The sequence below is a fragment of the Arthrobacter sp. zg-Y844 genome (genome assembly GCF_024385465.1).
In the GTDB taxonomy this organism is placed as follows: domain Bacteria; phylum Actinomycetota; class Actinomycetes; order Actinomycetales; family Micrococcaceae; genus Arthrobacter_B.
In genome coordinates this window covers 198,437-223,172 of the sequence record NZ_JANFLS010000001.1, presented here as the reverse complement: position 1 = coordinate 223,172, position 24,736 = coordinate 198,437, and the positions used below count along the sequence as shown (strand labels likewise).

General features: G+C 66.5%; 16 protein-coding genes. 11 read left to right on the top strand and 5 right to left on the bottom strand.

Annotated elements, in window-relative coordinates:
- The first annotated feature begins 34 nt into the window (after nt 1-34).
- From NNX35_RS16135 to secA, 4 genes are all read left to right on the top strand, one after another.
- Complete coding sequence (locus tag NNX35_RS16135; RefSeq protein WP_370646908.1) at nt 35-1,030, top strand: ComF family protein; 996 nt, start codon at nt 35-37, stop codon at nt 1,028-1,030.
- A 127-nt stretch (nt 1,031-1,157) separates the two neighbouring features.
- Nucleotides 1,158-1,889: a ribosome hibernation-promoting factor, HPF/YfiA family gene (hpf, locus tag NNX35_RS00985; RefSeq protein ID WP_255764726.1), complete on the top strand. Its 732-nt coding sequence runs from the start codon at nt 1,158-1,160 to the stop codon at nt 1,887-1,889.
- Between the two features lie 50 nt (nt 1,890-1,939).
- A complete protein-coding gene (locus NNX35_RS00980; protein WP_255866750.1) occupies nt 1,940-3,154 on the top strand; it encodes a winged helix-turn-helix domain-containing protein in 1,215 nt (404 codons plus the stop codon).
- Between the two features lie 89 nt (nt 3,155-3,243).
- Nucleotides 3,244-5,994, top strand: a complete 2,751-nt coding sequence (secA, locus tag NNX35_RS00975) for a preprotein translocase subunit SecA (protein WP_255862712.1) — start codon at nt 3,244-3,246, stop codon at nt 5,992-5,994.
- 21 nt (nt 5,995-6,015) lie between these two features.
- Here the strand turns inward: secA and NNX35_RS00970 are convergent, their stop codons facing one another.
- Entirely contained in the window at nt 6,016-6,615 is a 600-nt protein-coding gene (locus tag NNX35_RS00970) for an Rv3235 family protein (RefSeq protein WP_255764721.1), read from the bottom strand.
- Nucleotides 6,616-6,715: 100 nt separating this feature from the next.
- Complete coding sequence (locus NNX35_RS00965; RefSeq protein WP_255862713.1) at nt 6,716-7,507, bottom strand: LysM peptidoglycan-binding domain-containing protein; 792 nt, start codon at nt 7,505-7,507, stop codon at nt 6,716-6,718.
- A 207-nt stretch (nt 7,508-7,714) separates the two neighbouring features.
- Here NNX35_RS00965 and NNX35_RS00960 point away from each other — a divergent pair, with 207 nt between their 5' ends.
- Complete coding sequence (locus NNX35_RS00960) at nt 7,715-8,281, top strand: hypothetical protein (RefSeq protein WP_255862714.1); 567 nt, start codon at nt 7,715-7,717, stop codon at nt 8,279-8,281.
- A 36-nt stretch (nt 8,282-8,317) separates the two neighbouring features.
- Here the strand turns inward: NNX35_RS00960 and NNX35_RS00955 are convergent, their stop codons facing one another.
- On the bottom strand, nt 8,318-8,551 hold the full coding sequence (locus tag NNX35_RS00955; RefSeq protein ID WP_227918361.1) for a helix-turn-helix domain-containing protein: 234 nt from the start codon (nt 8,549-8,551) through the stop codon (nt 8,318-8,320).
- A 245-nt stretch (nt 8,552-8,796) separates the two neighbouring features.
- On the opposite strand from NNX35_RS00955, the gene NNX35_RS00950 reads away from it, so the two are divergent.
- From NNX35_RS00950 to NNX35_RS00935, 4 genes are all read left to right on the top strand, one after another.
- Entirely contained in the window at nt 8,797-9,456 is a 660-nt protein-coding gene (locus tag NNX35_RS00950; protein ID WP_255862715.1) for an SAF domain-containing protein, read from the top strand.
- Complete coding sequence (locus NNX35_RS00945) at nt 9,453-10,757, top strand: chromosome partitioning protein (protein ID WP_255866749.1); 1,305 nt, start codon at nt 9,453-9,455, stop codon at nt 10,755-10,757. The genes NNX35_RS00950 and NNX35_RS00945 overlap by 4 nt, the downstream gene beginning before the upstream one ends.
- A gap of 83 nt (nt 10,758-10,840) precedes the next feature.
- Complete coding sequence (locus NNX35_RS00940; protein ID WP_255866748.1) at nt 10,841-15,715, top strand: NAD-glutamate dehydrogenase; 4,875 nt, start codon at nt 10,841-10,843, stop codon at nt 15,713-15,715.
- A gap of 12 nt (nt 15,716-15,727) precedes the next feature.
- The gene (locus NNX35_RS00935) at nt 15,728-17,209 is read left to right on the top strand and encodes a sensor histidine kinase (RefSeq protein WP_227918357.1); all 1,482 of its coding nucleotides are present in this window, start codon (nt 15,728-15,730) and stop codon (nt 17,207-17,209) included.
- A 93-nt stretch (nt 17,210-17,302) separates the two neighbouring features.
- Here NNX35_RS00935 and NNX35_RS00930 read toward each other — a convergent pair whose 3' ends face one another.
- Nucleotides 17,303-17,551 (bottom strand): WhiB family transcriptional regulator, encoded by a 249-nt coding sequence (locus NNX35_RS00930; protein ID WP_055239553.1) that lies wholly within the window; start codon nt 17,549-17,551, stop codon nt 17,303-17,305.
- 415 nt (nt 17,552-17,966) lie between these two features.
- On the opposite strand from NNX35_RS00930, the gene NNX35_RS00925 reads away from it, so the two are divergent.
- The gene (locus NNX35_RS00925; protein ID WP_255764713.1) at nt 17,967-18,389 is read left to right on the top strand and encodes a hypothetical protein; all 423 of its coding nucleotides are present in this window, start codon (nt 17,967-17,969) and stop codon (nt 18,387-18,389) included.
- Nucleotides 18,390-18,443: 54 nt separating this feature from the next.
- Here the strand turns inward: NNX35_RS00925 and NNX35_RS00920 are convergent, their stop codons facing one another.
- Nucleotides 18,444-22,469, bottom strand: coding sequence for an FtsK/SpoIIIE domain-containing protein (locus tag NNX35_RS00920; protein WP_255866747.1), 4,026 nt, complete (start codon nt 22,467-22,469; stop codon nt 18,444-18,446).
- 283 nt (nt 22,470-22,752) lie between these two features.
- On the opposite strand from NNX35_RS00920, the gene NNX35_RS16130 reads away from it, so the two are divergent.
- Nucleotides 22,753-24,702, top strand: coding sequence for an acyltransferase family protein (locus tag NNX35_RS16130; protein ID WP_255866746.1), 1,950 nt, complete (start codon nt 22,753-22,755; stop codon nt 24,700-24,702).
- Nucleotides 24,703-24,736: the final 34 nt, after the last annotated feature.

Sequence of the window (24,736 nt, the reverse complement as noted above, 5' to 3'; positions counted from 1 at the left end):
CACAGCGGCCTGATCGAGCCAATCGCCCGGTTGGATGTCCCCGGGCGGGCGGCACCGCCGCGCGTTGGGTCCGCGCCGGCCCCATCGTGGACGGATGGATATGCCGAACCGGCAGCTGGACCGGCTGCTTTACTCCCCGGCGGGACAGGGAATCGCCGCGGCGGTGTCCGGCTTGGCCGCCGGGCTTGCGCCTGTGTCATGCGTGGCCTGCGGAGCGCCGGATCATTCTTTGTGCAGGATCTGTGCGGCGGGGATCCGGCGCGGCACGCTGCATCCGTATTCCGCGCAGGAAGGTGCCGGCGCCCTTCCAGCCGCAGAACCGGGAGCTCCGGTCCCCGGCACTGGTCCGGGTCTCTTTGTCCCGCTGCCGGTCCTGGCTGCAGGTGTGTATACAGGCGGGCTCGCGCGGACCCTCCTGGCTTTTAAGAACCGGGGGCACACCGACCTGGCCGGGTTCCTGGCCCCGGCCCTGGCCGGAGTCCTGCAGGCCGCGGTAACGGATGCACGCAGAAGGGCTGGGGATATTCCACTGCTGCTGGTTCCGGTTCCCGGCACGGGCGGCTCGCTTCGCAGACGCGGCTATTTTCCGCTGGCACTGTTGCTGGCGCGGCTCCGGCGCCGGCGGTTGCTGCCGGCCGGCTGTGCCGTGGCTTCCCTTGTGTCCATACCAGCCGGGTACGGCCCTGCGGGCACACGGCTGCGGAGCCGCGGGGGAGGACCGGCCGGCGCGTCCGGCCCGCAAAAGGGACTTGGCCGCAACGCGCGGCGGCGCAACGTCCGGAACACCATGACCGCCGGTCGGCCCGGAGGACTAACCGGAGTCAACTGCCTGGTGGTTGATGACGTGCTGACCACGGGAGCCACTATTGCGGAGACGGCACGGGCACTGCGCCGGGCCGGCGCCCGGGTAGAGGGTGCCGCCGTCCTGGCAGCCACACCGGCCCCGGCACGTAACACAAGTCCCGCAGACCCTGCCGTTCCGGGGCCACGTTCCATGGACGTCGGAAACGGAAACGAGGGACGTGAATAAAGCTCCACGGTGATCTAACGTGTTGAGTATGGATAGCTTCAAGTAGCGGGGCTATCCTGCGGCAACGGTCGCGAAGGCAATCTGGCAGCGGCCGTTGTTGTGTCACCGAAATCTATTGGAGGGCACCATGGAATTCATGATCAGCGGACGTAACGTTGCAGTCTCAGACCGGTTCCGCGAGTACGCCGAAGAGAAAATCGGCAAAGTGGAGGCGCTCGGCGACAAGGTCCAGCGGGTGGAGGCCAGGGTCACGAAGCAGGGCAACGTCCGGGACGCAGACAGCGCCCTCACCGTGGAAATCACGGTCACCGGCCGCGGTCCGATTGTCCGTGCCGAAGCAACATCCGGAGACAAGTTCGCGGCGTTCGACCTCGCGTACGGAAAGCTGCTGGAACGGCTGCGTCGGGCAAGCGACAGGCGCAAGGTGCACCACGGGCGCCACGCTCCGGTGCCCGTCCGGGTTGCCACCGCTGATCTTGGTCCCGTGAGCACCTCGGAGCCGCTCTACGCGCAGGTCGCGGCGGCCGCCGAGGAACGGGCCAACGATGAGAACGCCCAGAACACAGCAGAGGAAGACGCCACCGGCGACTGCCCCGTATTGATCCGGCGCAAGGTTTTCCCGGGTGCCCCCATGAGCCTTGACGACGCCGTGGACAATATGGAGATGGTCGGCCACGACTTCTACCTGTTTGTGGATTCCGCAACCGGCGCGCCTTCGGTGGTGTACCGCCGGCGGGGCTGGACCTACGGGGTCATCACCCTGGACTCCAAGTGCGCAGACGGTGCGGAAGAGCCGCGGGAAGAGACCCGCGGCTACCGCGTAGCGGAAACCCCCGTGGACGACCGCGCCACCGCCTGACCACCCACCGACTAGACCGTCCAGCCGGACGGCTCCCCTAGGATGAGGGGATGAAAACCCGGCTCTCGCTCCGACAGGCCCGCCGTACGGCGCTGGCGGCGCAGGGACTGGCTCGGGAACGGCCCGCCGGCCTTGTCACCGCAAGGCAGGTGGGCCGTACCTTTGAGCGGCTTGCCCTGCTGCAGATCGACTCCGTGAATGTGCTTGCCCGCAGCCACTACCTCCCGATCTTTTCCCGGCTCGGCCCCTACGACCAGGCAATCCTGGACCGCCTGGGGACCCGGCGGCCGCGGCGCATGGTCGAATACTGGGCCCACGAGGCAAGCTTTGTCCGGCCCGAGCTCTTTGCGGACCTCCGCGCGGTCCAACGGCGGACCTGGATGACCGCCCATTCCCTGCCTTCCCCGGTTGCCGAAGACCTTCGTGAACGTATCCTCACGCTTCTGCAGACCGAGGGCAGGCCGTTGACCTCCCGCCAGGTCATGGACCTCCTCGGCCACAGCGCCGTGCGGGAGACTACCGGCTGGGGATGGAACTGGAATGCCGCCAAGCGCGTGCTTGAGGATCTGTTCGCCGCCGGACAGATCGGATCCGCCGGGCGGACCCCGCAGTTCGAACGGTTGTATGCCCCGACTGCGCTGGTCCATCCTGCAGGCGCAGCGGCGCTGGAACAATCCGATCCCGAGCAGGCAGTGCTGCGCCTGACCGAGGTCGCAGCCCGGGCCCACGGCGTCGCGACGGTTCGGGGGCTTGCCGATTATTTCCGTCTGCAGCAGCGTGAGACGGCCATCGCTGCGGAGGTCCTTGCAGGGAAAGGCATCCTCGAGCGGGTGGAGGTGGCGGGCTGGCAGCGGCCGGCCTACCTGCACGCGGAGGCAGTGGTTCCGAGGTCCGTATCCGGCCGGGCGCTGCTGAGTCCATTCGATTCCCTCATCTTCGAGCGGCGGCGGCTCGAGGAACTGTTCGGCTTCCACTACCGGATCGAAATCTATACGCCGCCCCAGGACCGCCGGTTCGGCTACTATGTGCTGCCGTTCCTGCTGGGCGAGGAAATGGTGGCCAGAGTGGACCTCAAAGCGGACCGCGCCGCGGGTATGCTGCTTGTTCAGGCAGCCTTTTCGGAACCGGGAGCACCGCCGCAGACGGCGCGTCAACTCGCTGCAGAGCTGCGGCTCATGGCACAGTGGCTGGGGCTCGGGCAGATAATGGTGAAACCCGTGGGAGACCTGGCTCCCGCCCTGAAGCTGGCAGTATGCAGGGAATAAAGGTCTTTAGGGAACAACGGACCTTCACGGTACGTCTCTCACGTAGACTGAGGACGCCAGATTTCGGCAACTAGATTGGGAGCAAATCAGTGGCATCACTACTCGAACGAGTTCTTCGTACCGGCGACAAGAAGACGCTGAAGACACTGCGTAACTACGCCGACGCGATCAACGTGCTCGAGGATGAGTTCAAGGGCATGACCGATGCCGAGCTCAGGGGTGAAACGGATCGCCTCAAGGAGCGCTACAACGGCGGTGAGTCCCTCGACGACCTCCTTCCCGAAGCGTTTGCCGCTGTCCGTGAGGCTGCCGGGCGTACGCTCGGCATGCGGCACTTCGACGTCCAGCTGATGGGCGGCGCCGCCCTGCACCTGGGCAACATTGCCGAAATGAAAACCGGTGAAGGCAAGACCCTGGTGGCAACGGCCCCGGCCTACCTCAATGCGCTGACCGGACGCGGCGTCCATATCGTCACGGTGAATGACTATCTCGCGGAGTACCAGTCGGACCTGATGGGGCGCGTTTTCCGCTTCCTCGGCATGACCAGCGGCTGCATCCTCTCCAACCAGGACCCCGCGACCCGGCGCGAACAGTATGCCGCCGACATCACGTACGGAACCAACAACGAGTTCGGGTTCGACTACCTGCGCGACAACATGGCCTGGAGCGCTGCCGAGCTGGTCCAGCGCGGCCACCACTTTGCCATTGTCGACGAAGTCGACTCCATCCTGATTGACGAAGCCCGTACGCCGCTGATCATCTCCGGTGCGGCCAGCGGCGACGTGAACCGGTGGTACACCGAGTTCTCCAAGGTCGTCCAGCGGCTGAAGCAGGACACCGACTATGAAGTGGACGAGAAGAAGCGCACCGTCGGCATCCTCGAACCGGGCATCGAGAAGGTCGAGGACTACCTCGGTATCTCCAACCTGTATGAAGCGGCCAACACGCCGCTGATCGGCTTCCTGAACAACGCCATCAAGGCCAAGGAACTCTTCAAGCGGGATAAGGACTACGTGGTCCTCAACGGCGAGGTCATGATCGTCGACGAGCACACCGGCCGCATCCTGGCCGGACGCCGGTACAACGAGGGCATGCACCAGGCCATCGAGGCGAAGGAAGGGGTGGTCATCAAGGCCGAGAACCAGACGCTCGCCACGGTCACCCTGCAGAACTACTTCCGCCTCTACGAAAAGCTCGCCGGCATGACCGGTACGGCCGAAACCGAAGCCGCCGAGTTCATGAGCACGTACAAGCTTGGCGTGGTGCCCATTCCCACCAACAAGCCCATGGCCCGCATTGACCAGGCGGACCTGATCTACAAGAACGAAGTGGCAAAGTTCGACGCCGTGGTGAAGGACATTGCCGAGCGACACGCCTCAGGCCAGCCCGTGCTGGTCGGCACCACCAGCGTGGAGAAGAGCGAGTACCTTTCCAAGCAGCTGGCCAAGGCCGGCATCCGCCACGAAGTGCTGAACGCAAAGAACCATGCACGTGAAGCCGCCATCGTCGCCCAGGCGGGCCGCAAGGGAGCGGTCACTGTGGCTACCAACATGGCCGGCCGCGGCACCGACATCATGCTGGGCGGCAACGCCGAGTTCAACGCCATTGCCGAACTGGAACGCCGCGGACTGGACCCGAACGAAAACCCCGAGGACTACGAGGCCGCCTGGCCGGATGCCCTGGAAAAGGCACGGACCGCCGTCGCCGCCGAGCAGCAGGAAGTAGTCGAACTCGGCGGACTTTACGTCCTCGGCACCGAACGCCACGAATCCCGCCGTATCGACAACCAGCTCCGCGGGCGGTCCGGACGCCAGGGCGATCCGGGCGAATCCCGGTTCTACCTCTCGCTCACCGACGACCTGATGCGGCTGTTCAACTCCGGTGCAGCCGAACGGATCATGAACAGCTCGTCCATGCCCGACGACGTGGCGCTGGAGTCCAAGCTGGTCTCCAAGGCGATCCAGAACGCGCAGGGACAGGTTGAGGGCCGCAACGCCGAGCAGCGCAAGAACGTCCTGAAGTACGACGACGTCCTGAACCGCCAGCGTGAAGCGATCTACGGTGACCGCCGTCGGATCCTGGAAGGCGACGACCTGCAGGAAAAGATCAGTTTCTTCCTGGAGGACGTGGTCACGGCGATGGTCAACGAGGCAACCGCGGAGGGCCACGGAGATGACTGGGACCTCGAGCAGCTGTGGACCAACCTCAAGACGCTTTACCCGATCAGCCTGACCATCGACGAAGTGGTTGAAGAAGCCGGCGGCCGGTCCCGGCTGTCCCGCGACTTCCTGCACAACGAGATCCTTTCCGACGCGAAACTGGCCTACCAGGCACGCGAGGAAGCCCTCGGCTCGGCCACCATGCGTGAACTGGAGCGCCGCGTGGTGCTCTCCGTCATCGGCCGTAAGTGGCAGGAACACCTCTACGAGATGGACTACCTCAAGGAGGGCATCGGGCTGCGGGCCATGGCACAGCGCGATCCGCTGGTGGAATACCAGCGCGAAGGATTCGTTATGTTCCAGACCATGATGGAGGCCATCCGCGAGGAAAGCGTGGGCTACCTCTTCAACGCCGACGTGCAGGTCAGCGAACCTGCCGCCCCGGCAGCGAACGGGTTGCCGGGAGTCAAGGACGCCCGCGGCGTCGTCGGTACCCCGGTCATCAAGGCGGCGGGACTCGAAGCTCCGCAGCAGCCGGCCAGCCTGCAGTTCACCGCGCCGAACAGCCAGGGCGGGGTGGAGACCAGGGTGGAACGGACGTCCCGCGACAAGCAGGACACCAAGACCGCTCCGGCGGCCGGCAGCAAGTCCGCCGCGAAGAAGGCCAAGCGCCGCAAGTAAACCCGCGTTACCGGGGGCCGGTTATCCGATCTCCAGGGCAGTAACCTTCCAGAGCCCGCGCCGCAGCTGAACCCTCAGCGCAACGGCGCGGGCTCTTTCGTGTTCCAGTGCCACTACCGTGGCCTCGTAGATTCCTTCCGACACCGGGCAGAGACGGCAGGAGCGGATGCGTATGCTGCGGTGCAGCAGCTGCGGATCGGGTGCCGTCCTGGACCGCCCCTGGGGATTGTGCTGCAGCCCGCGGACGAGGTTGGAGCGCAGCTGCAGCCGTTCGTAGTTTTCGGGGTCGAGCCAGCGGGCCATCTGCTGCAGCGGACGGACACCGCCCAGGACCTCGAGTGCGGCGAGTGCCACGGATTGGCAGATGGCTTTCACCCGGGCATCGTCCGCGGGGTTCGATGCCCAGTTGGCGGCTCCGGCGGCGGGACGCGGCAGCGGATCCGCTTCGCCGGGGACCCCGTAACGTTCGCGCGGCCTGGCGGGAACGGGAGCTGGAAGCAGCTCCTGTGAAGGGGCCAGATAGACGGCGATGGGCCCCGCATCGCCTTCGGCGCCCGGTCGGCCCGGTTGCGCCGGTCCGGCCGGGGCATCGGGAGCGGGAAGGAATATCACGCTGGTCATGGTGCGTCCTTTCCTTGCGCGGGAGCGGTGCGGTTGGTGGATTCCGCCGGCGGACTGGTGCGCTGGAACAGCGCCGGACCGTGGACAGCGGGGGAGAAGTTCAAGGAGGGGGGACGGCCAGAACCTGGCCGGGATGGATCAGGCCGGGATCCGGTCCAATGACCTCGCGGTTCAGTTCGTACCAGCGGGGCCAGAGGGCGGCAGTCTCCGCGTCCGTGGCCTGGGGGCCCAGTTGCGAAGCGGCCAGGGACCACAGGGTGTCTCCCGCTGCAACCACGACTTCGCGCTCGTCCGGCCGAGGAACCCCCGTGAGTAGGCCGCCGGCCGCAGGCTGCGGGGGCGAGGGACGCCAAAGTGGAGAAACGGCTTCCGCAGGATCAGGCTCCGGAGGAGTGGATTGCGCGGCATCCGGTCCAACCGGGATGCCCGTGGGGGCGAACGCCGGTGCAGGTGTCCCGGATACCGCTGCCGCGGTTGCGACGGCCACCGGCACCGTTCCCAACGTGCCGCCGGCGGCCAGCGAGATTCCCAGCGCGGCTGATGCCAGCCGGCGCAGCGGTGCCGGGGCCAGGGAGAGGGTCCGCGTGCCGGCCGTCCGGAACCCGAAGCGGTGCAGGAGGCACCCGGCCAGGGCGCAGGCAAACCCCAGGATCCACCAGAGCGTGAGCAGCAGGCCTGCGGCGGCGGCGCAGAACCCGGCCAGCCGGGTCAGCGAGGCCCGGGAAAGCGGAGCTTCGGAGAGCGGACCGGGGGAGGACAAGACTGAACCTGCGACGGCGACGTCCGGCAGCATTCGGGTTCCGCACCACAGGAGCAGCAGGCCAAGCGCTGCTGCGGCTGCGGTTGCCAGTGCATCCGCAGCCAGCCCGGGGCGGGAGGTGGAACCGGTCATTGCATTCTCCGATCTGGAGAGGAGAGCTGAGGTACTCGGGGAATCTAGCCGTTTAGGCCTATTTGGTTCATTTCGCTTCGATTGGTGAACTTTGATGGCGCTAGAGGTTTTTTAGTGCTGTCTGGCCTGTGTGATGCCCGTGTCTACACTTCGGTTCGACCGGTGTCCAGAGTGGTTGACACGCGTCGTGGACGCTAGCCTTGGGCGATGCGATGGGACGCCCTTTTCAGGGACATGGAGGCGCAGCTGGCCGCAGCCGCCGGGCTGGCAGCCGAAAGCGAGATTTCAGACCGTGTGCGGATGGAACTGCGCGAAGTCAGTTTGCAGGACAGGCTGCGCAGCCAATGCGGGAAGCAACTGGTCTTCGATCTCGGAACAGCAGGGATGCTGCGGGGGATCCTGAGGCATGTGGGGGAAGGCTGGGTGTCGCTCGAGCAGGAACGCGGTGCAGCTTTGGCGGTGTTGTCCCAGGTGGTTGCCGTCAGGGGCCTGGACCGATTTGCGAGTCCGACGGCCGGGAACGTGCGGCTGGGGGTGACGTCAGCACTGCGCAGCATCGCCCGGGACCGCAGCGCCGTCGTCGTCCGTTCCGCCGGGGCACCGGCTGACAGCGCCCTGCACGGGACAATCGACAGGGTGGGCAGCGACTTTCTGGAGCTGGCGGCGATACCGTCCGACCAGCCGCGGCGCAGCGCAAACGTCACGGGTGTCCATGTCCTGCCAACGGCCACGGTGGCCGCGGTGCTGTCACAACAGCACAACGGGTGGGAGTGACCGGGTCCCGGAGCGGGCGAAGCAGCCTGCGCCTGTTCAGCTCCCCGCGTTCTCCTCCACCGGGATACCCTGCCGCACGGCCGCAGCGGACTTCCGGTAGGCCCGGGAAATATAGTCTTCGAGCTGCTGCGACTCGACCCGCCACTGGCCCCTTCCGCCGATCTGAATGGCGGGAAGTTCTCCGCTGCGGACCAGGGCGTACGTCTGCGAGGAGGATATGTTCAGCACCTCGGCGACATCTGCCAGCGTCAGGAATCTCTTATCGCCCACGGCACTCACCTTTCGCACCGCACCACTGCGGCTTGCACCCGTTGTATACCAGCACCACCAGTGTGGCACCAGCAGGAAGCAGCGGATGGGTTATCCACAGATCCGACTTTCCTGACAACCACCGTTTCTTTCCCGCTGCGCTTCCTCCACAATGACCCGAATGAGGCCCCCGGCGCGGGGCGAGGGGAGCCTGGAGACAAGCCAAGGCGGAACGCAATGGGGATTGCAGTGGAAAACGGGGGAGCATGAGTCTGACTGACCACCGCACACCGGGGGCGGAACCGGCGGCCGCACGGCTGCGCAAGCCGTCATGGCGGGACCCGCGGCTCCTGCTCGGGATCCTGCTGGTGCTCGGGTCCATCGCCGGCGTCGTGACGCTGGTGGACAGCGCCGATCGGACTACGGACGTCTATGCCGTGAAGCAGGATATTCCTCCGGGGGCGCCTATCAGTGCCGAAGACCTGGTTGCGGTGCCGGTCCGGCTGGGTAACGCCGAAGAGCTTTACCTTCCCATTGCCGCGGGCCTGCCGGAGAACGCCGTAGCGGGTGCAGCGCTTCGGCAGGGGGAACTGGTGGCACGGTCCGCACTGGTCGAACGGGACGCGCTGGACCGCAAGCCCGTCGGCCTGCGGGTCGAGGACCCGCTGCCCGCCAGCACCGAGGCAGGATCACGCGTGGACATCTGGGCGGCCATGCCCAATGCCCGTAACGGATTCGACGAGCCGAAGCAGCTGATCGAAGCGGCCGAAATATCGGAGCTGGCCGTCACCGAGTCCGCCCTGGGCGCCAACCGCAGTACGGAGCTCCTGGTCCTGGTTGACGATTCGGACCTCCCGCTGCTGCTGAGCGCGTTGTCCAACCAGGCCAAGATCACCGTGGTCCATAACCCCGCATCAGGCTCGTGAACATCCCTGTCGCTACGGTGGGGGCCGCTACCGCCGGTGTCCTTGACGGGCTGGAACGCCTGCAGGGACCTGTCACGGTGGTGCGGCGGTGCACCGAGCTGACGGAGCTCGTGGCCGTGTCGCAGAGCGGGATCGTGCGTGCCGCCGTCGTCGTCGACGAGGCCGGGGACCTCACGGCGGCACTGGCGGAACGGCTGGCGTCGGCCGGGGTGGCCCTCGTGGCGCTCACCGACGATCCTGTGCTTCAACCGCGGCTGGACGCCCTGCGGATAGTCAATGCCCCCAGCGGAGTTGACCCGGGTGCGCTCGCCGAACTGATTGCCGCTGCCGTCCGGGCGTTGGACCAGGACGTGGAAGGCGGGGCTCCGGCAGGCCGCAACGCGCTCGCCGACCCTGCCGCGGCATTTGGGGCCGGCAGCACGGGACCGGGACCGGCAGGCGCCGCGGAACCGGACGGCTGCAGGGGCACCGTCACCGCTGTCTGGGGTCCGGCAGGAGCACCGGGCAGGACCACGCTGGCCGTCAACCTGGCGGCCGAAGCGGCTGCTGCCGGCGCGGAGGTGCTCCTTATCGACGCAGACACCTACGGCTCCAGCGTGGCGGTGAGCCTCGGCCTCCTCGACGAATCCGCCGGAGTGGCGCAGGCCTGCCGCCTTGCCGACCAGGGGCTGCTCGACGACGCCGCGCTGCGCAGGCTTTCGGCCAGCGTCTCCCTGCGGGGGCAGCGGCTGGCAGTGCTTACCGGTATCACCCGCTCTGACCGCTGGGTGGAACTGCGCCCCGCGGCGCTCGCGGGCGTCCTCGATGCGGCGCGCCGGGTTGCCGACCTGACCGTCGTGGACTGCGGATTCTCCCTGGAAACAGATGAGGAACTGAGCTTCGACACCATGGCCCCGCGCCGCAACGCCTCCACCCTGCTGGTACTCGACGCGGCGGACACCGTCTACGCCGTAGGTGCCGCCGACTCCGTGGGAGTTCCCCGCCTGGTCCGGGCCCTGTCGGATCTGACCGCGGCGGTTCCGGCCGTCGAGCCGCGGGTCGTGTTGAACAAGGTCCGGGCCTCCTCCGTTGGACGGCAGCCCGAAAGCCAGCTGCGCGGAGCATGGGAAAGGTTCGGGCCGGGAGGGGAAATCGCCGCTTTCCTTCCGGCCGACTACGCCGCCGCCGATGCTTCCCTGCTCTCCGGGACCGCGCTGCTGGAAACCGCGCCGGCGTCGGTCCTCCGCGCGGCCATAGCGGAGCTGGCAGGCGTGCAGGTTCCCCGGCGCCGCCGCGGCGCACGCAGGACGGGGGCAAAGTGACCTTTGGCGCATTCGCGGCTAGGCTCGATAAGAAGAGGCTGCAACGGGGCAGCCGGACGTAAGTACTATCGGAGGCGTATTACATGTCGTCAGGATCCCGCATCGCGGATCTTTTCAGTTCGGACACTTCCCTGGATGAATTCATTGGGAACTACTACGAGCATCTGGCGCGTGAAGATGCGCAGGCCTACGCGCCGTCGGTTCTGAGGGAGCGGGCGCAAAAGCACATGGAACTGGCGCTGACCCGCGCCGAAGGCACCGCCGCCGTCGACATGGTGGATCAAGGCGACACCAGCGTCATCCTTATTGTCACGGATGACATGCCCTTCCTTGTCGACTCCGTGACGGCAGAGCTGGTGCGCCGCAACGCCGCTATCCGGCTGGTGGTGCACCCCATTTTCCTGGCTACCCGGGATCCCCGGACCGGGGAGCTGCAGCAGGTGCAGCGGGTTCCCGCTGCCGCCGGTGTCTCCAGCGGCGACACCGCCGCCCTGCCGAACCTGGCCGACCTGTTGGGCGGCGGCGACGGCGGCACCACCAAGGTGGAATCCTGGATCGCCATCGATGTTGCCCGGATTACCGACGAGGAGAAGCGCTCCGAACTCGTCGAAGGCCTGCAGAAGGTGCTGGGCGACGTGCGGATCGCGGTCTCGGACTGGCCGGCCATGCGCTCGAAGGTGCACGAGATCGCGCGTTCGCTCGAAGCGGTGCCCGGGGCACGGGACATCCCCGACCTGCAGCAGGCACGCGAACTGCTGACATGGCTGGACAACGGTAACTTCACCTTCCTGGGCTACCGGGAATACGACCTCATCACCGAAGACGGCGAAGACGCCCTCCGTCCCACTGAAGGCAGCGGACTGGGGCTGCTGCGCCTGCACTCCACCCGGCGGGTCCAGCGACTGACCGGTGCAGGCCGCGCAAAGGCACGCGAAAAGCGCGCCCTGGTCATTACCAAGGCCAACTCACGTTCCACCGTGCACCGGCCTGCCTACCTCGATTACCTCGGGGTCAAGCGGTTCGACGAGCAGGGCAACGTCAACGGCGAACGCCGTTTTATCGGGCTCTTCGCCACCGGTGCCTATACCGGCTCCGTGCGCAGCATCCCGATCGTCCGGGACAAGGTCCGCGATGTGATGCGTACCTGCGGGTTCCCGGCCGATTCGCATTCCGGCAAGGACCTGCTCTCCATCCTGGAAACCTACCCCCGCGACGAACTCTTCCAGATCGACCCCTCGACGCTGCTGGATACGTCCCTGGCCATCCTTCGCCTTCAGGAGCGGCGGCGCACCCGGTTGTTCCTCCGGCCGGACATCTACGGCCGGTTCATGTCCGCCATCGTCTTCCTGCCCCGTGACCGCTACACGACGCCGGTCCGGCTGCGCATCCAGGACGAACTGCGCTCCACCTTCAACGCAGAGTCCATCGATTTCGAAGCGCGGATGACGGAATCCGCCCTCGCCCGCCTCTTCTTCCGGATCAGGCTTCCCCGCGGCCAGGAAATCACCGACGTTGATGCCGCTGAACTTCAGGCCCGGCTCGTGCAGGCGACACGCTCATGGAGCGAGGGCATCGAAGAGGTAGTCCGCACCCAGTTCTCCCGCGAGGAAGCAGAAAAGCTCTCCGCACTCTGGGCTGACGCCTTCCCGGCCGCCTACCGCGTGGCCTACGAAGTCGAAGATGCCCTGGAGGACATTGCCCGGTTCGAAGCACGGCTCGCCCGCCCGGAAACCGCGCCGGAACTGTTCGTCTACATTCCGTCCGGCACCCACGGCGAAGGCACCGACGGCGAAGGCACCGACGGCGAAGGCCCGGAGGACGCCCGGTTGAAGCTCTACCTGACCGAGCCGAAATCGCTGACCCAGATCCTGCCGTTCCTGCACAACCTCGGGTTGGAAGTGCTCGACGAACGGCCCTTCGAGATCCGGCGGGGCGACGGTACGACCTTCTACCTTTATGACCTGGGCCTCGTCTACCCCGCCGGCATCGATCCGATGGAGACCGGATCCCTGCTGGCCGAAGCCTTCCGTGCCGGTTTGTCCGGGACTGCCGAGTCCGACGCTTTTGACCGGCTGATCCTGCGGCAGGGACTGCGCTGGCGCCAGGTGGTCATCCTTCGGGCGTACGCAAAGTACATGCGCCAGGTCGGCACGGCGAACTCCTACGGTTTCGTGGCAGGCACACTGCTGGCCAACCCCGACGTCGCCCATGCACTGATCGCGCTCTTCGAAGGACGCTTTGATCCGGACCTGACCGAGGACGAGCGGCGGGCCGCCGTCGAGCAGGCCGGCGCCGCCCTGGAGACCGGCCTCGAGCAGGTGCCGACGCTCGACGCCGACCGCGTGCTGCGCACCTTTGCCACCCTGATCAACGCCACGCTGCGCACCAATTTCTACCAGGACAAGGCGTACGTCAGTTTCAAGCTGAACACCGGTGCCATCGACGGTGCTCCGTTCCCCCGCCCGAAGTACGAAATCTGGGTCTACTCGCCACGGGTGGAAGGCGTGCACCTGCGCTTCGGCGAGGTAGCCCGCGGCGGGCTGCGCTGGTCCGACCGGCGCGAAGACTTCCGCACCGAAGTCCTGGGGCTGGTCAAGGCCCAGACGGTCAAGAACGCAGTGATCGTTCCCACCGGCGCCAAGGGCGGTTTCTACGCCAAGAAGCTGCCCGATCCCGCCGTGGACCGCGGTGCCTGGATGGAAGAGGGCAAGAACAGCTACCGCACCTTCATCCGGGGCATGCTGGACCTGACTGACAACCTCGTGGTCAAGGAGTCCGGCGAGGAAGTAGTGCCGCCGGAGCGCGTGGTCCGCCACGACGGTGACGACAGCTACCTGGTGGTGGCTGCGGACAAGGGCACGGCGTCGTTCTCCGACATTGCCAACTCCATCTCCGCCGACTACAACTTCTGGCTTGGTGACGCCTTCGCCTCGGGCGGCTCCGTGGGTTACGACCACAAGGCGATGGGCATCACCGCCCGCGGCGCCTGGGAATCCGTCAAGCGGCACTTCAGCGAACTCGGGATCGACACCCAGAACCAGGACTTCACCGTGGTCGGTGTCGGCGACATGAGCGGCGACGTGTTCGGCAACGGCATGCTTTTGTCCGAACACATCAAGCTGGTGGCTGCCTTCGACCACCGGCACATCTTCCTGGATCCGAACCCCGACGCAGCCCGGTCGCATGCCGAACGGCAGCGCCTCTTCGAGCTTCCCCGCTCGTCGTGGGCGGACTATGACGAGTCCTTGATCAGCGCCGGCGGCGGCATTTTCCCGCGCCAGTCCAAGAGCATTCCGCTGTCGGCGGAGGTTCGCAAGGTTCTGGGCCTGCCCGACACGGCAACCAAGATGAGCCCGCCCGAACTGTTGAAAGCCATCCTTACGGCACCGGTGGACCTGCTCTACAACGGCGGTATCGGCACCTACGTGAAGTCCTCGGCCGAGACCTCCGCCGATGTCGGAGACAAGGCAAATGACGCCATCCGCGTGGACGGCCGTGACCTCCGGGTCAAGGTTATCGGCGAAGGCGGAAACCTGGGAATGACGCAGCGCGGACGCATCGAGGCGGCCCGCGCCGGGGTCATCCTCAATACCGACGCGATCGACAACTCCGCAGGCGTGGACTGCTCGGACCACGAAGTGAACATCAAGATCTTCGTGGACCGGATGGTCGCCGCCGGCCGGCTGGATCCGCAGGAGCGTGCGGAGTTCCTTCACTCGATGACCGACGAAGTCGGGCAGCTCGTCCTGCAGGACAACATCGACCAGAACATGCTGCTGCTCAACGACCGGCAGCGGGTCGTGGAAGCCAGCCCGAGTTTCGAGCGCCTGATGGACTGGCTCGAGGAACATGCCGACCTTGACCGTGAACTCGAGGCCCTGCCCGGCAACCAGGAACTGCACGCGCGCATTGCCGCAGGTGAGGGCGGCCTGACGTCGCCCGAACTGGCCGTGCTTGCGGCGTATGCAAAGATCGAGCTGACGAAGGCGCTGACGCGCTCGAACCTGGCCGACGATCCCTACTTTGCCGGTACCCTGCGCCGGTATTTCCCGAGGCAGATCGTCGAGCGTTTCGGGGACCAGCTGGACACCCATCCGCTGCGCCGCGAAATCATCTCCACCGTGGTAGCCAACGACATGATCAACATCGGCGGCATCACTTTCGCCTTCCGGGTGATCGAGGAAACCTCGGCGACCGAAGCGGAGACGGCCCGTGCCTTCACCGCGCTGCGGGAGATCTACGGCATTGACAAGGTCCTGGCGGAACTTGGTGGCCTACCCGCCGGCTTCCCGACGGAGACCTGGTCAATGATGCATTTGGACCTGCGGCGGCTGCTGGACCGCGCGGTGCGCTGGTTCGTCAACCACGTTGGCCGGGGAACAACGATCGCCGAGGACATCGAAGCATTCCGGCCCGTCGTCCAGCCGTTGATCTCGGACCTGACGCGTTTCCTGCGCGGTTCCGATGCCGAGCGGGTGGAAGGCATGCTGCAGAAGGCGCGCGAGCTGGACATCCCGAAGGAACTGGGGACGTACTGGGCCGAGCAGTTCGAGTCGTTCGGCCTGCTCGATGTTGCCCTGTCCAGCAAGGCAACCGGAGTTCCGGCGGATGAAGTCGCTGGCGTGTACTACGCCGTCTACGACCAGTACGGGATTGACGACCTGCTGAACCGGATCACGAAGCTGCCCCGTGAAGACAGGTGGCAGTCCCTTGCGCGAGCAGCCCTGCGTGATGACCTGTACTCGACGGTTGCCGATATGACGGTGGCTGTGCTGGAGGCTACTCCTGACCGGTCCGGCACGGATCCGTCGGAGCGCCTGCAGGCATGGGAGCAGGAGAATGCCGACCACCTGCAGCGCGCCTCCAAGATGTTCAGCGAAGTAAACCGCCTGGAGGAGGACGACATGGCATCGCTTTCCGTCGCCCTTCGCCTGCTTCGTTCCATCGTCCGCCGCTAGTCCGGGGTACCAGTGGCAATCTTTACCGACCCGATCAAGGACCACGCGGATTTCGGCCCCGGCGACGCCGAATGGCTGCACCTGCTGGTGGGGGACTGGCAGCTTGTTGCCGATCTCGCATTCGCCGACCTGGCGCTGTGGTTCCCCGTGCCCGACGGCGGCTACGTGGCGCTGGCGCATGCCCGCCCGTCGACGTCGCACACGGTGTTCCACAGCGACTTTGTCGGCGAACGCATCCGCGCGGACCTGCACCCGCTGGTGGACGCTGCCTGGCGAAGCCAGCACATAGAGCGGTCCAGCGAAACCAGCTGGACAGCGGAAACAGCCATGCGGGTGGAAGCGATTCCGTTCGTCCGCAACGGCCGGACCCTGGCCGTGGTGACCTCGCACATGGACCTGTCCAGCTCGCGGATGCCCTCGCGCCTGGAACTGACCTACCGGCAATGTGCCTACGACCTGCTGCGGATGGGAACGCTGGGCCTCTGGCCCGACTTCGCCACGCCTACCGGGTCCCGCCGGGGTGCTCCCCGCGTGGGAGACGGGTTGATCAGGCTCGATGCCGAAGGGATTGTGCAGTACGCCAGTCCTAACGGCGTTTCTGCATTCCGCCGGCTGGGCGACATGGAGACTCTCGAGGGGCGTTCCCTCGCGGAGATCACCACGGCGCTGCTCAAGGACCGGCGCATGGTTGATGAAACGCTGCCGCTGGTGGTCACCGGGCGGATGCCGTGGCGGACGGAGATCGAGTCCCGCGGCGTAAGCCTTTCCCTGCGCGCCATCCCGCTGCGGGACGAAAAGGAACGTTTCGGTGCCTTGGTGCTCTGCCGCGATGTCTCCGAACTGCGCCGCCGTGAGATGGAACTGGTGTCAAAGGACGCCACCATCCGTGAAATCCACCACCGGGTGAAGAACAACCTCCAGACCGTTGCGGCGTTGCTGCGGATGCAGTCACGGCGGATGGAGAGCGATGAAGGCAAGCTGGGCCTTGCCCAGGCCATGCGCCGCGTGTCCACCATTGCACTGGTGCACGAGACCCTGTCCCAGGGCCTGACGCAGAACGTGGACTTCGACGAGCTGATCGACCGCCAGTTCCGGCTGTCCGCCGAAGTTGCCTCGCCGACGCAGGAAGTCCGGACCCGCCGCGAAGGATCCTTCGGCGAACTTCCGAGCGACCTTGCCACTCCACTGGCCCTGGTCATCAACGAACTGGTGACCAACGCGGTCGAACACGGACTGGCGGGCCGTCGCGGCACAGTCGGACTGGCTGCGCAGCGGCACGGCGAAGCCGGCCGTGAGGAACGGCTCACCGTGACCGTGAGCGACGACGGCGTGGGCCTGCCGCCCGGACCGCGGCGGGAAGGCCTGGGCCTGCAGATTGTCCGGACCCTGGTCCAGAGCGAACTGGACGGCACCATCGAGTGGTCCGCAGGCGAAAGCGGCGGCACGGAAGTCCGGATCGACATGGGCCTGGATACCGAGTACCGGCGTACCTGATCCCGCGGGAATACTCCCGGTACAACAAAGGGCCGCTGCCAATGGCAGCGGCCCTTTGTTGTACCGGCATCATTTCCGCCGGGGAAGTCCTGCTTACGAGGCGCGGCGGGCGCGCGCTGCGCGGCGCTTCAACGCGCGGCGTTCGTCTTCGCTCATGCCGCCCCATACGCCGGCGTCCTGGCCGGTTTCGATTGCCCACTGGAGGCAGGTATCGATCACCGGGCAGCGGCGACAGACGCTCTTGGCTTCTTCGATCTGAAGAAGAGCCGGGCCGGTATTGCCCACGGGAAAGAAAAGCTCCGGATCTTTATCCAGGCAAGCTGCGCGGCTCCGCCAATCCATGTTGATCACTATCTCCTCTGAAAAGTTGACTCCTACGTGTTTGTGAAAACATTCACGAGCAACTACAAACTAAAGGGGCCGGTTTCGGCCCCTGTTTTCCCTTGTTCTAGCGTGGCACGTCAGGCCAAAGCAAACAAGGGGTATCGGGCGGAAAATATGGCAGCAGGGCTGAGGGATGCATCACATTACCTGCGTGCGCCGAACCGGGAATTGCTATTAGTTCCAGTTCCGGAAGTCACAAAACCGGACATTGTTGTGTCTCACCCGTCCCTTACCCCGGTGTCTGTCGGGTGGTTAATGTGACGCCGGGACCGGGCCGAACCGGGGCCTTTGCCGGGCGCCGTGAAGAGCTGTCCGCTGGGCCGCCGAGTTCCTTCGGGGCTCCAGGGGAGACGATGTCCGGTATTCTGCCAGTGTGTCAACACCCCAGAAACCTCCCTCGGTGCAGCGTGCCCCCGCTGTGCTTGCCATCGCCGCCGTACTCGTACTCGAAGCCCTTTGCCTGCTTGGTTTCGCGGCGTGGTACGGCTACCAATTGGCGACTTCGACACCGCTGTCCATGGGCGGCGCCGTCTTCACGCTGGTCTTTGCCGTGGCCCTCGCAGTGTGGCTGCTGGCAGTGGGGCACTTCTTTTTCCGCGGATACCGCTGGACCCGCTCCGCAGCCCTGGTCTGGCAGCTCTTTGTAGTGATCCTGGCCGTTCCGACCCTGCAGGCAGGCCTGGTCCTGGCTGGCCTCGGGTTGCTGCTGCCCGCTGCGGCGGTCCTGCTGCTCCTGTTCACAAAGCCGGTCCTGGCACACACCAGCAGGCTCACGGACAGCAACAAAACCTTCTAGGCGGCATCCCGGTCCCGCCGGGCCCCGGAAAACCGAGCCGTCCGGAGCCTGTCGTTAACCGGCAGGAGCATAGGCTGCCTGCGCTTCGATGACCTCCGTCCCGTCGACGAGGTAGCACCGGCCCGGCGGACGGCGGGCGGCCGGATCAACCCGAACGCCGAACACGTCCCCGTCCGCCTGCGTCACGGGCCGCAGCAGTGCCCCGTGCGGTGCCGATCGGATGTGCAGGGCCAGCGGGACCCGCGCAGTCAACTGGTGCCCGGACACTGCCGCAACGACAATCCTGGCGCCCCGTGCCTGGACCCCGGCGAGTCTCTGATGGGCCGGTGCCGGCAGGGAATCCGAGTCATCTACCAGGATCAGGAAGCGGCGCAGATCCTCCTGCCGCCGTTCCAGGGCGGAAAACACCGGTTCCAGTTCTTCCTGTGTCGACACCAGGCAGCACTCCAGGGAGGAGTCGGCGGAGCGCTGCAGCTGGCGGAGGAAGGTAGTCCGGCCCGAACCCCGCGGTCCGGCCACCAGGAAAACCGATCCGGGCGGGATCCGGACTGAAGCGGTGTCGAGTTCGTCGCCGTACACCCCCACGGGCAGATGGTCCGTGGTCGGGGCCGGCCCCAGAGCTGAGGGCCGGACGGACACAGGCAGGTTTTCGATCCGGTGCGGCCGCCGGCGGCCCGGCGGCAGCGGAATCAGCTGCTCCGAATCCACCCGTGGGTCGTGGGCGAGCAACTGGGCGGACAGGCCTTCTGCGGTTCCGCATCGTCCTTGAACCAAGGCGCGTCCCCTAACCCGGTCCATGGGCGGAAGCCGTGGCCAGATCAGCAGTGTTTCGGCGCTGGCATCCGCGGGGAAGAACATGCGGTTGGGGATGAGGGGAAAGAAACGGGCGTTGAGGACCTCCCGGTCCCCGGCCAGAACGACGCAGATGCCCGCCCGTTCCCCGTCACGGACCAGGTCCGCCAGATCCTCTTCTCCGGACAGCCCGCGGCCGGACCGAAACGCCGTACACCAGCGGGCCCAGCCGGTAATGATCAGCGTGGTCCCTCCAGCGGCTCCGCCGTCAGCGGCCATGCCAATGCCGGAGTGCTGCGGGTCGACGCTTCCGGCGTGACTATGGCCGCCCGGTGCCCGGAACGGCGCCGTGGCCTGCAGGATCAGGGATGCCAGATAAGCCAGGACACGGGCGGCGCGGGCCGTGTCATGGGAGCCCACGTAGGCGCCGGTCTGCTCTGCCGCCGCCAGCCACGCGAGGCTGCCGTCTGCGTCCAGAATGTACAGATGCCGGCCGGGCAATTCGGCGAGGTGCTGCCCGGCGATGAGCGCCAGGGCGTCCGGAGCCCCGGACCTCGGAGCACCCAGGACCGCCAGATGGGAGTCTGCCTCCGGACGCCAGGACAGGGTGCGCTGCCGTTGTTTTCCCGGTTCATCCAGCAGTCCGAGCACTAGCCCGCCCGGCAGCTGCTCCCGGATGTCGTCGGCGCAGCGGGTGAGCTGGCCAGCGGTCAGGGAAGAGGGGAGGGGCGGCCGTACTGGGCTGAATGGAACAGGAAAGCCCCCGATAGCGGCTGCCGCCCGAACTGCGGAAACCACCCGATTCAGCGCCTTCGGGTCTCCCACGGCGTCGGCACCCGGGGAATGGTAATACTCCGCCAGTTCCTTGAGGGGACTCTCGCCCGTACCGCTGCGCAGGGACGTGGACAGGCTTTGAAACAAGTGCGGGGGCAGGCCGCCTTTGCTGACGTATGCCCGTCCCGGGATGTCCGGAGGGATGGCGGCCGCCGCGTCCGTGGTGATGACATCGCGGGACTCGACGCCGGACTGAACGCGCAGTGCGATGCTCGTGGCAATGTTCGCCCGGATATCGGTGGTGATGGCTCCCTGGGGACGCTGCGTTGCCAGGAGGAGATGCAGCCCAAGGGAACGCCCGATGGCCGCAATCCGCAGCAGCTCGGGAAGGGCAGCGGGCACCTCGTCCGCGAGCATCCGGAATTCGTCAACCACAACCAGTAACCGGGGGAGCCCCTCCGCCGGACGGTGTCCTGCGTTGTAGGCGGAAAGGTTGTCCGCCCCGACGCCGGCGAGGAGAACCTCCCGGCGGCGGACCTCGGCACGCAGGGAGACAAGCGCCCGGGCAACGGTCTCTGCGGAGAAATCCGTCAGGAGCCCCACGGAATGCGGCAACGGTGCGAGGGGGCCAAGTCCGGACCCACCCTTGAAATCGATCAGCAGGACGGTGAACAGCGTCGGGGGATGCGAAGCAGCCAGGGAGCCCACGAAAGTGCGCAGGAATTCGGATTTTCCGGACCCGGTGGTTCCCGCCACCAGGAAATGCGGGCCGTCCTTATCCAGGTCCAGGGTGACCGGCCCGGATGGTGAGACACCGACGACGGCCGCGGCGCCGTCGGCCCGGGCATCTGCCTGCCAACCGCCCAGGATCTGATCCGGGGCCGGCGGATGGAATTCGTCGAAAGCAGCTGCCGATGGGAGCCGGCCCGGTACGTCGGCGGGCCGCGGTAGCCGACGGGCCGCCAGCCGCCGGCTGAGCCGCTCGAAGGTCTCCGGCTGGATCAAGTCGGGAACAAAGTCGAACGTGGCGGCCCCCGACGCAAAGGTGCCGCGGCCTCCCAGCAGCGTTACCGTCACCGGCGCAGGCGGTCCCCCCATCCTGATGATGCCCGCGTGTGCGGAGTGGGGTTCGGGCAGGGACTGGAGCAGCTGCCCGGCGTGCTCCGCCCAGGAACGGTGGACGAACAGGACGAACGGGACGCCTCCGGAGGGGACGGGAAGATCGCTGAGAAGGGCGCGTAAGCGGGCGGAAGCGGAACCGATGGCCGCAGGCGAAGCCGCCGGCAGTGCCGCAAGGGCGACGCGGGGCAGGAACCTGGCGGATGTTTCCAGTTCTGCGGCGGTCCCGACGCAGACAATCAGCGGGCCGTCCGCGGCGGCCGTCTGGAGGAGCAGTGTTCTGCCCAGGGCAGCAGTATCACGCGCGGACCCCTGCAGGCAGATCTCCCGGTCCTTGCCCAGGAAAAGGACCACCGGTGCCTCCTGCAGCTGCGGCGGTTTGAAATGCGGCTGCGGCGGAACCGCCTCCAGGTTCGCCGGCTGCGTGCCCGCTCCGATCCGCACCGGACACACCGGGGTGCTGTGCACCCGGCCGTTCCGCTGCGGCACCGATTCCATGGCCAAAGCGGTCGCTCCGGGATCCGGTGCAGCCAGTTTGCGCCGTCGGCCGTCCTCTTCCGCAGCCCGGGCAATGGCAGCGGCCTGTTCGCGCCGCCGGCGGCGGGCACCCGCAGCGGTGATCAGGGCGGTAACTGCGGAGACGGCGCTGAAGGCCAGGAACATCCACATGCCGGTTGCCAATGCGAGCACGATGCCGAGGACCAACGGAAGCAGCGCCCCCACCAGGAGAAGCCCGGTTTTTGCTCCGTGCTCCGGAAACCGGACGGTCAGCGGCTGAAAGGGGTCTTCCGGAGGACCCGGTGCCTCCTGCCATGCGGCGGGAAGGAACAGCCGGCAACTGCTGTAACCGAATTTCAACAGAGATCCTGTGTCCACGACGGCCCTCCGGACACGGCGGCCGTCGACCCAGGTGCCGTTGGCGGAACCCGAATCACGAAGCAGCACTGTTTCGGCTCCCACCACGAGCTCCGCGTGCTGCCGGGACAAGGCCGGGTCGGCAATGCCGATCTTCGGCGGGGGTCCGCCGTCCGCAGGGCCCGCCCTGCCGATGGCATGCGTGCCCCGTTGCAGGGCAATGATGTTCCCGGCATCAGGTCCGGTGCACACGGCCAGCCGCAGGGGAGGGGCGGCGGCATGAGCCGCATCTGCACCGGGGACGCCGCCGTCGGGTGAGTCCGTGGAATGGAGGATCACGGCCCCGGTGATGAACGGGGCGTCGCCCGGCGTCAGCTGCTCCAGCGGGGAACCATGGATCGTATACCGTCCCGGACCGTAGCGTTGCTCAAGGAGCACGGCGACAGCGTTTCCGGAAAGCGCTGCAGTCATCTTGATCACCACCTCGCGCCGGGTCATGCCCGCCGGCGGAACCGTGCCCGGCGCCGAGGCAACGGTCATATGAAGCAGCAAATTTCCTCCAACCCGTGCGGTGGTCTCGCCGATCCTGCTGTTGAGGAATTCAGCCTAAGGGCCGCCCGGCGGCATCCGCCGCGGCGGCCCGGACCCTGGGGATGACGGGTCCGACGGCACCGCCTGTGCAGGAAAGGTGAGGTGCCGGCGTTACACTCCACATGGGGAATGTCGCTTCAGAAAGGCCAGTGTGACCCGCCAGATTTCGTCTTTACCGCAGTCAGCGGATCGGCTTTCGCCGACGCCCGCCAACCCCGGATACCGACCTGAGGTGCAGGGCCTTCGGGCGCTTGCTGTCCTCATGGTGGCCAGCTACCACATCTGGTTCGGCCGGGTGTCCGGGGGCGTGGATGTCTTCCTCCTGGTCTCTGCTTTCCTGCTCTCGCTCTCCTTCATCCGGAAAGGCGAGACCGGCCGGAGGCTGCAGCTGCGGCAGTACTGGACGCGTGTTTTCCAACGCCTGCTGCCCGCCGCGGCAGTCGTGATCCTGGGGACGCTCGTCGCTACGGCGCTGTTCGTGCCCCGAAGCCGGTGGATGGAGATCTTTGCGCAGGCCTGGACATCGCTGCTGTACGTACAGAACTGGGCCCTGGCAGCGAACTCCGTGGACTACTACGCGGAAGACCAGAGCGTGGCGAGCCCGTTCCAGCACTTCTGGTCACTGTCGGTACAGGGCCAGGTCTTCATCCTCTGGCCGTTGCTGTTTGCGCTCTGTGCCCTGATTGCCAGGGCGTGGCGGAAGCGGTTCCGCAGCGTTGTCCTCGCGGTTTTCGGGGTGGCCTTTGCAGCGTCGTTGACCTTCTCTGTCATTGAGACCTACACAAACCAGGCCCACGCCTACTTCGATACCCGTACGCGGTTGTGGGAATTTGCCTTCGGTACCTTGCTCGCCCTTGCCCTTCCCTACCTGCATCCGGGCAGGGGACTGAGGATAGCCGCCGGATGGATCGGCCTGGCCGCGATCCTCAGCGGCGGGTTCATCCTCGATGTGCAGGGGCAGTTCCCCGGGTTTGTGGCGCTTTGGCCCCTGGCGGCAGCGGCGCTGGTCATCCTGGCCGGACAGACCGGCAGCCGTTTCGGCGTGGACCGGTTCCTGTCCTGGGGCCCCCTGGTCCGGATGGGTGATATGTCCTATGCCCTTTATCTGTGGCACTGGCCCGTGCTGGTCATTTACCTTGCCTGGCGGGACCGGCAGGAAGTGGGGCTCGTCGGGGGTTCGTTCATCATTGCGCTTTCACTGGCACTGGCGTATCTGACGACCCGCTTTGTAGACAATCCCCTCCGTGCGGTGCAGGGACCGGCCCCCGGGAAGCGCGCCGTCACTGTGATCGTTGCCTGTTTGGCCGCGGTGGCGGTGCCGTTGGCGGGCTTGCAGTATTCGCTCAAGGTGCAGGATGACAAGCGGCAGGCGGAAGCCGAGATCAATTACCCCGGCGCCCGGGTCCTCCTTCCGGGATACGACGGCGCGCCGACGGGAGTGCCGGTCCGTCCGGCGTCGGCCGCCGATCCGCAGAGCTGGGGAGACCTCCCGCTGAAATGCTCGCAGATCCCGGACGGCCCGTCGGACCCGATTCTCGAAGACGGCTGTTTCAGTACCTCGAACACGGGTTCGGCGGAGCGGACGATCCTTATCATCGGCAGCTCGCATGCACAGCAGTGGATCGAAGCGATCGAGCCGATGGTCGAAACGCACAACTATCGGATCGTAGCGTTGCTGCGGGGCGGCTGCCCCTACGGTGATTTTTCGGATAACGAGCCGGAGGGCTGCAGCGGGTTCAACGAGGCGGCAACTGAATACGCCCTGGAGATGAAGCCCGATGCCGTCGTCACCGTTGTCACCGCGGCGAGGGCTGACGAAGGTGACGACGCCATGATGGACGGCTTCCCGGCTGCGGCCGAACGGCTCAGTGACGCCGGAATCGAAGTCGTCGGTCTCCGCGACAATCCCCGCTTCTCCTTCGACATGCAGGTCTGTGCCGAGGTGAACGGTCCCGAGGACTGCACCGTTCCGCTCCAGCTGTCTCCGGACTTTCCGCCCGCCGAATACGCCGGCGGCACTTCATTCATCGATTTTTCGGATCTGATCTGTCCCGAAGGGCTCTGCAGGCCGGTGATCGGGAACAGCTACGTCTACCTCGACGACAACCACCTGACCGCCGGCTTTACGTCATCCATGGCCTCGGAATTCGAGCGAAGGTTCCACCAGGCGGTCAGCTGGTAGCGGCACCCTGCAAGTGGCCGCCAGGGCCTCCGAC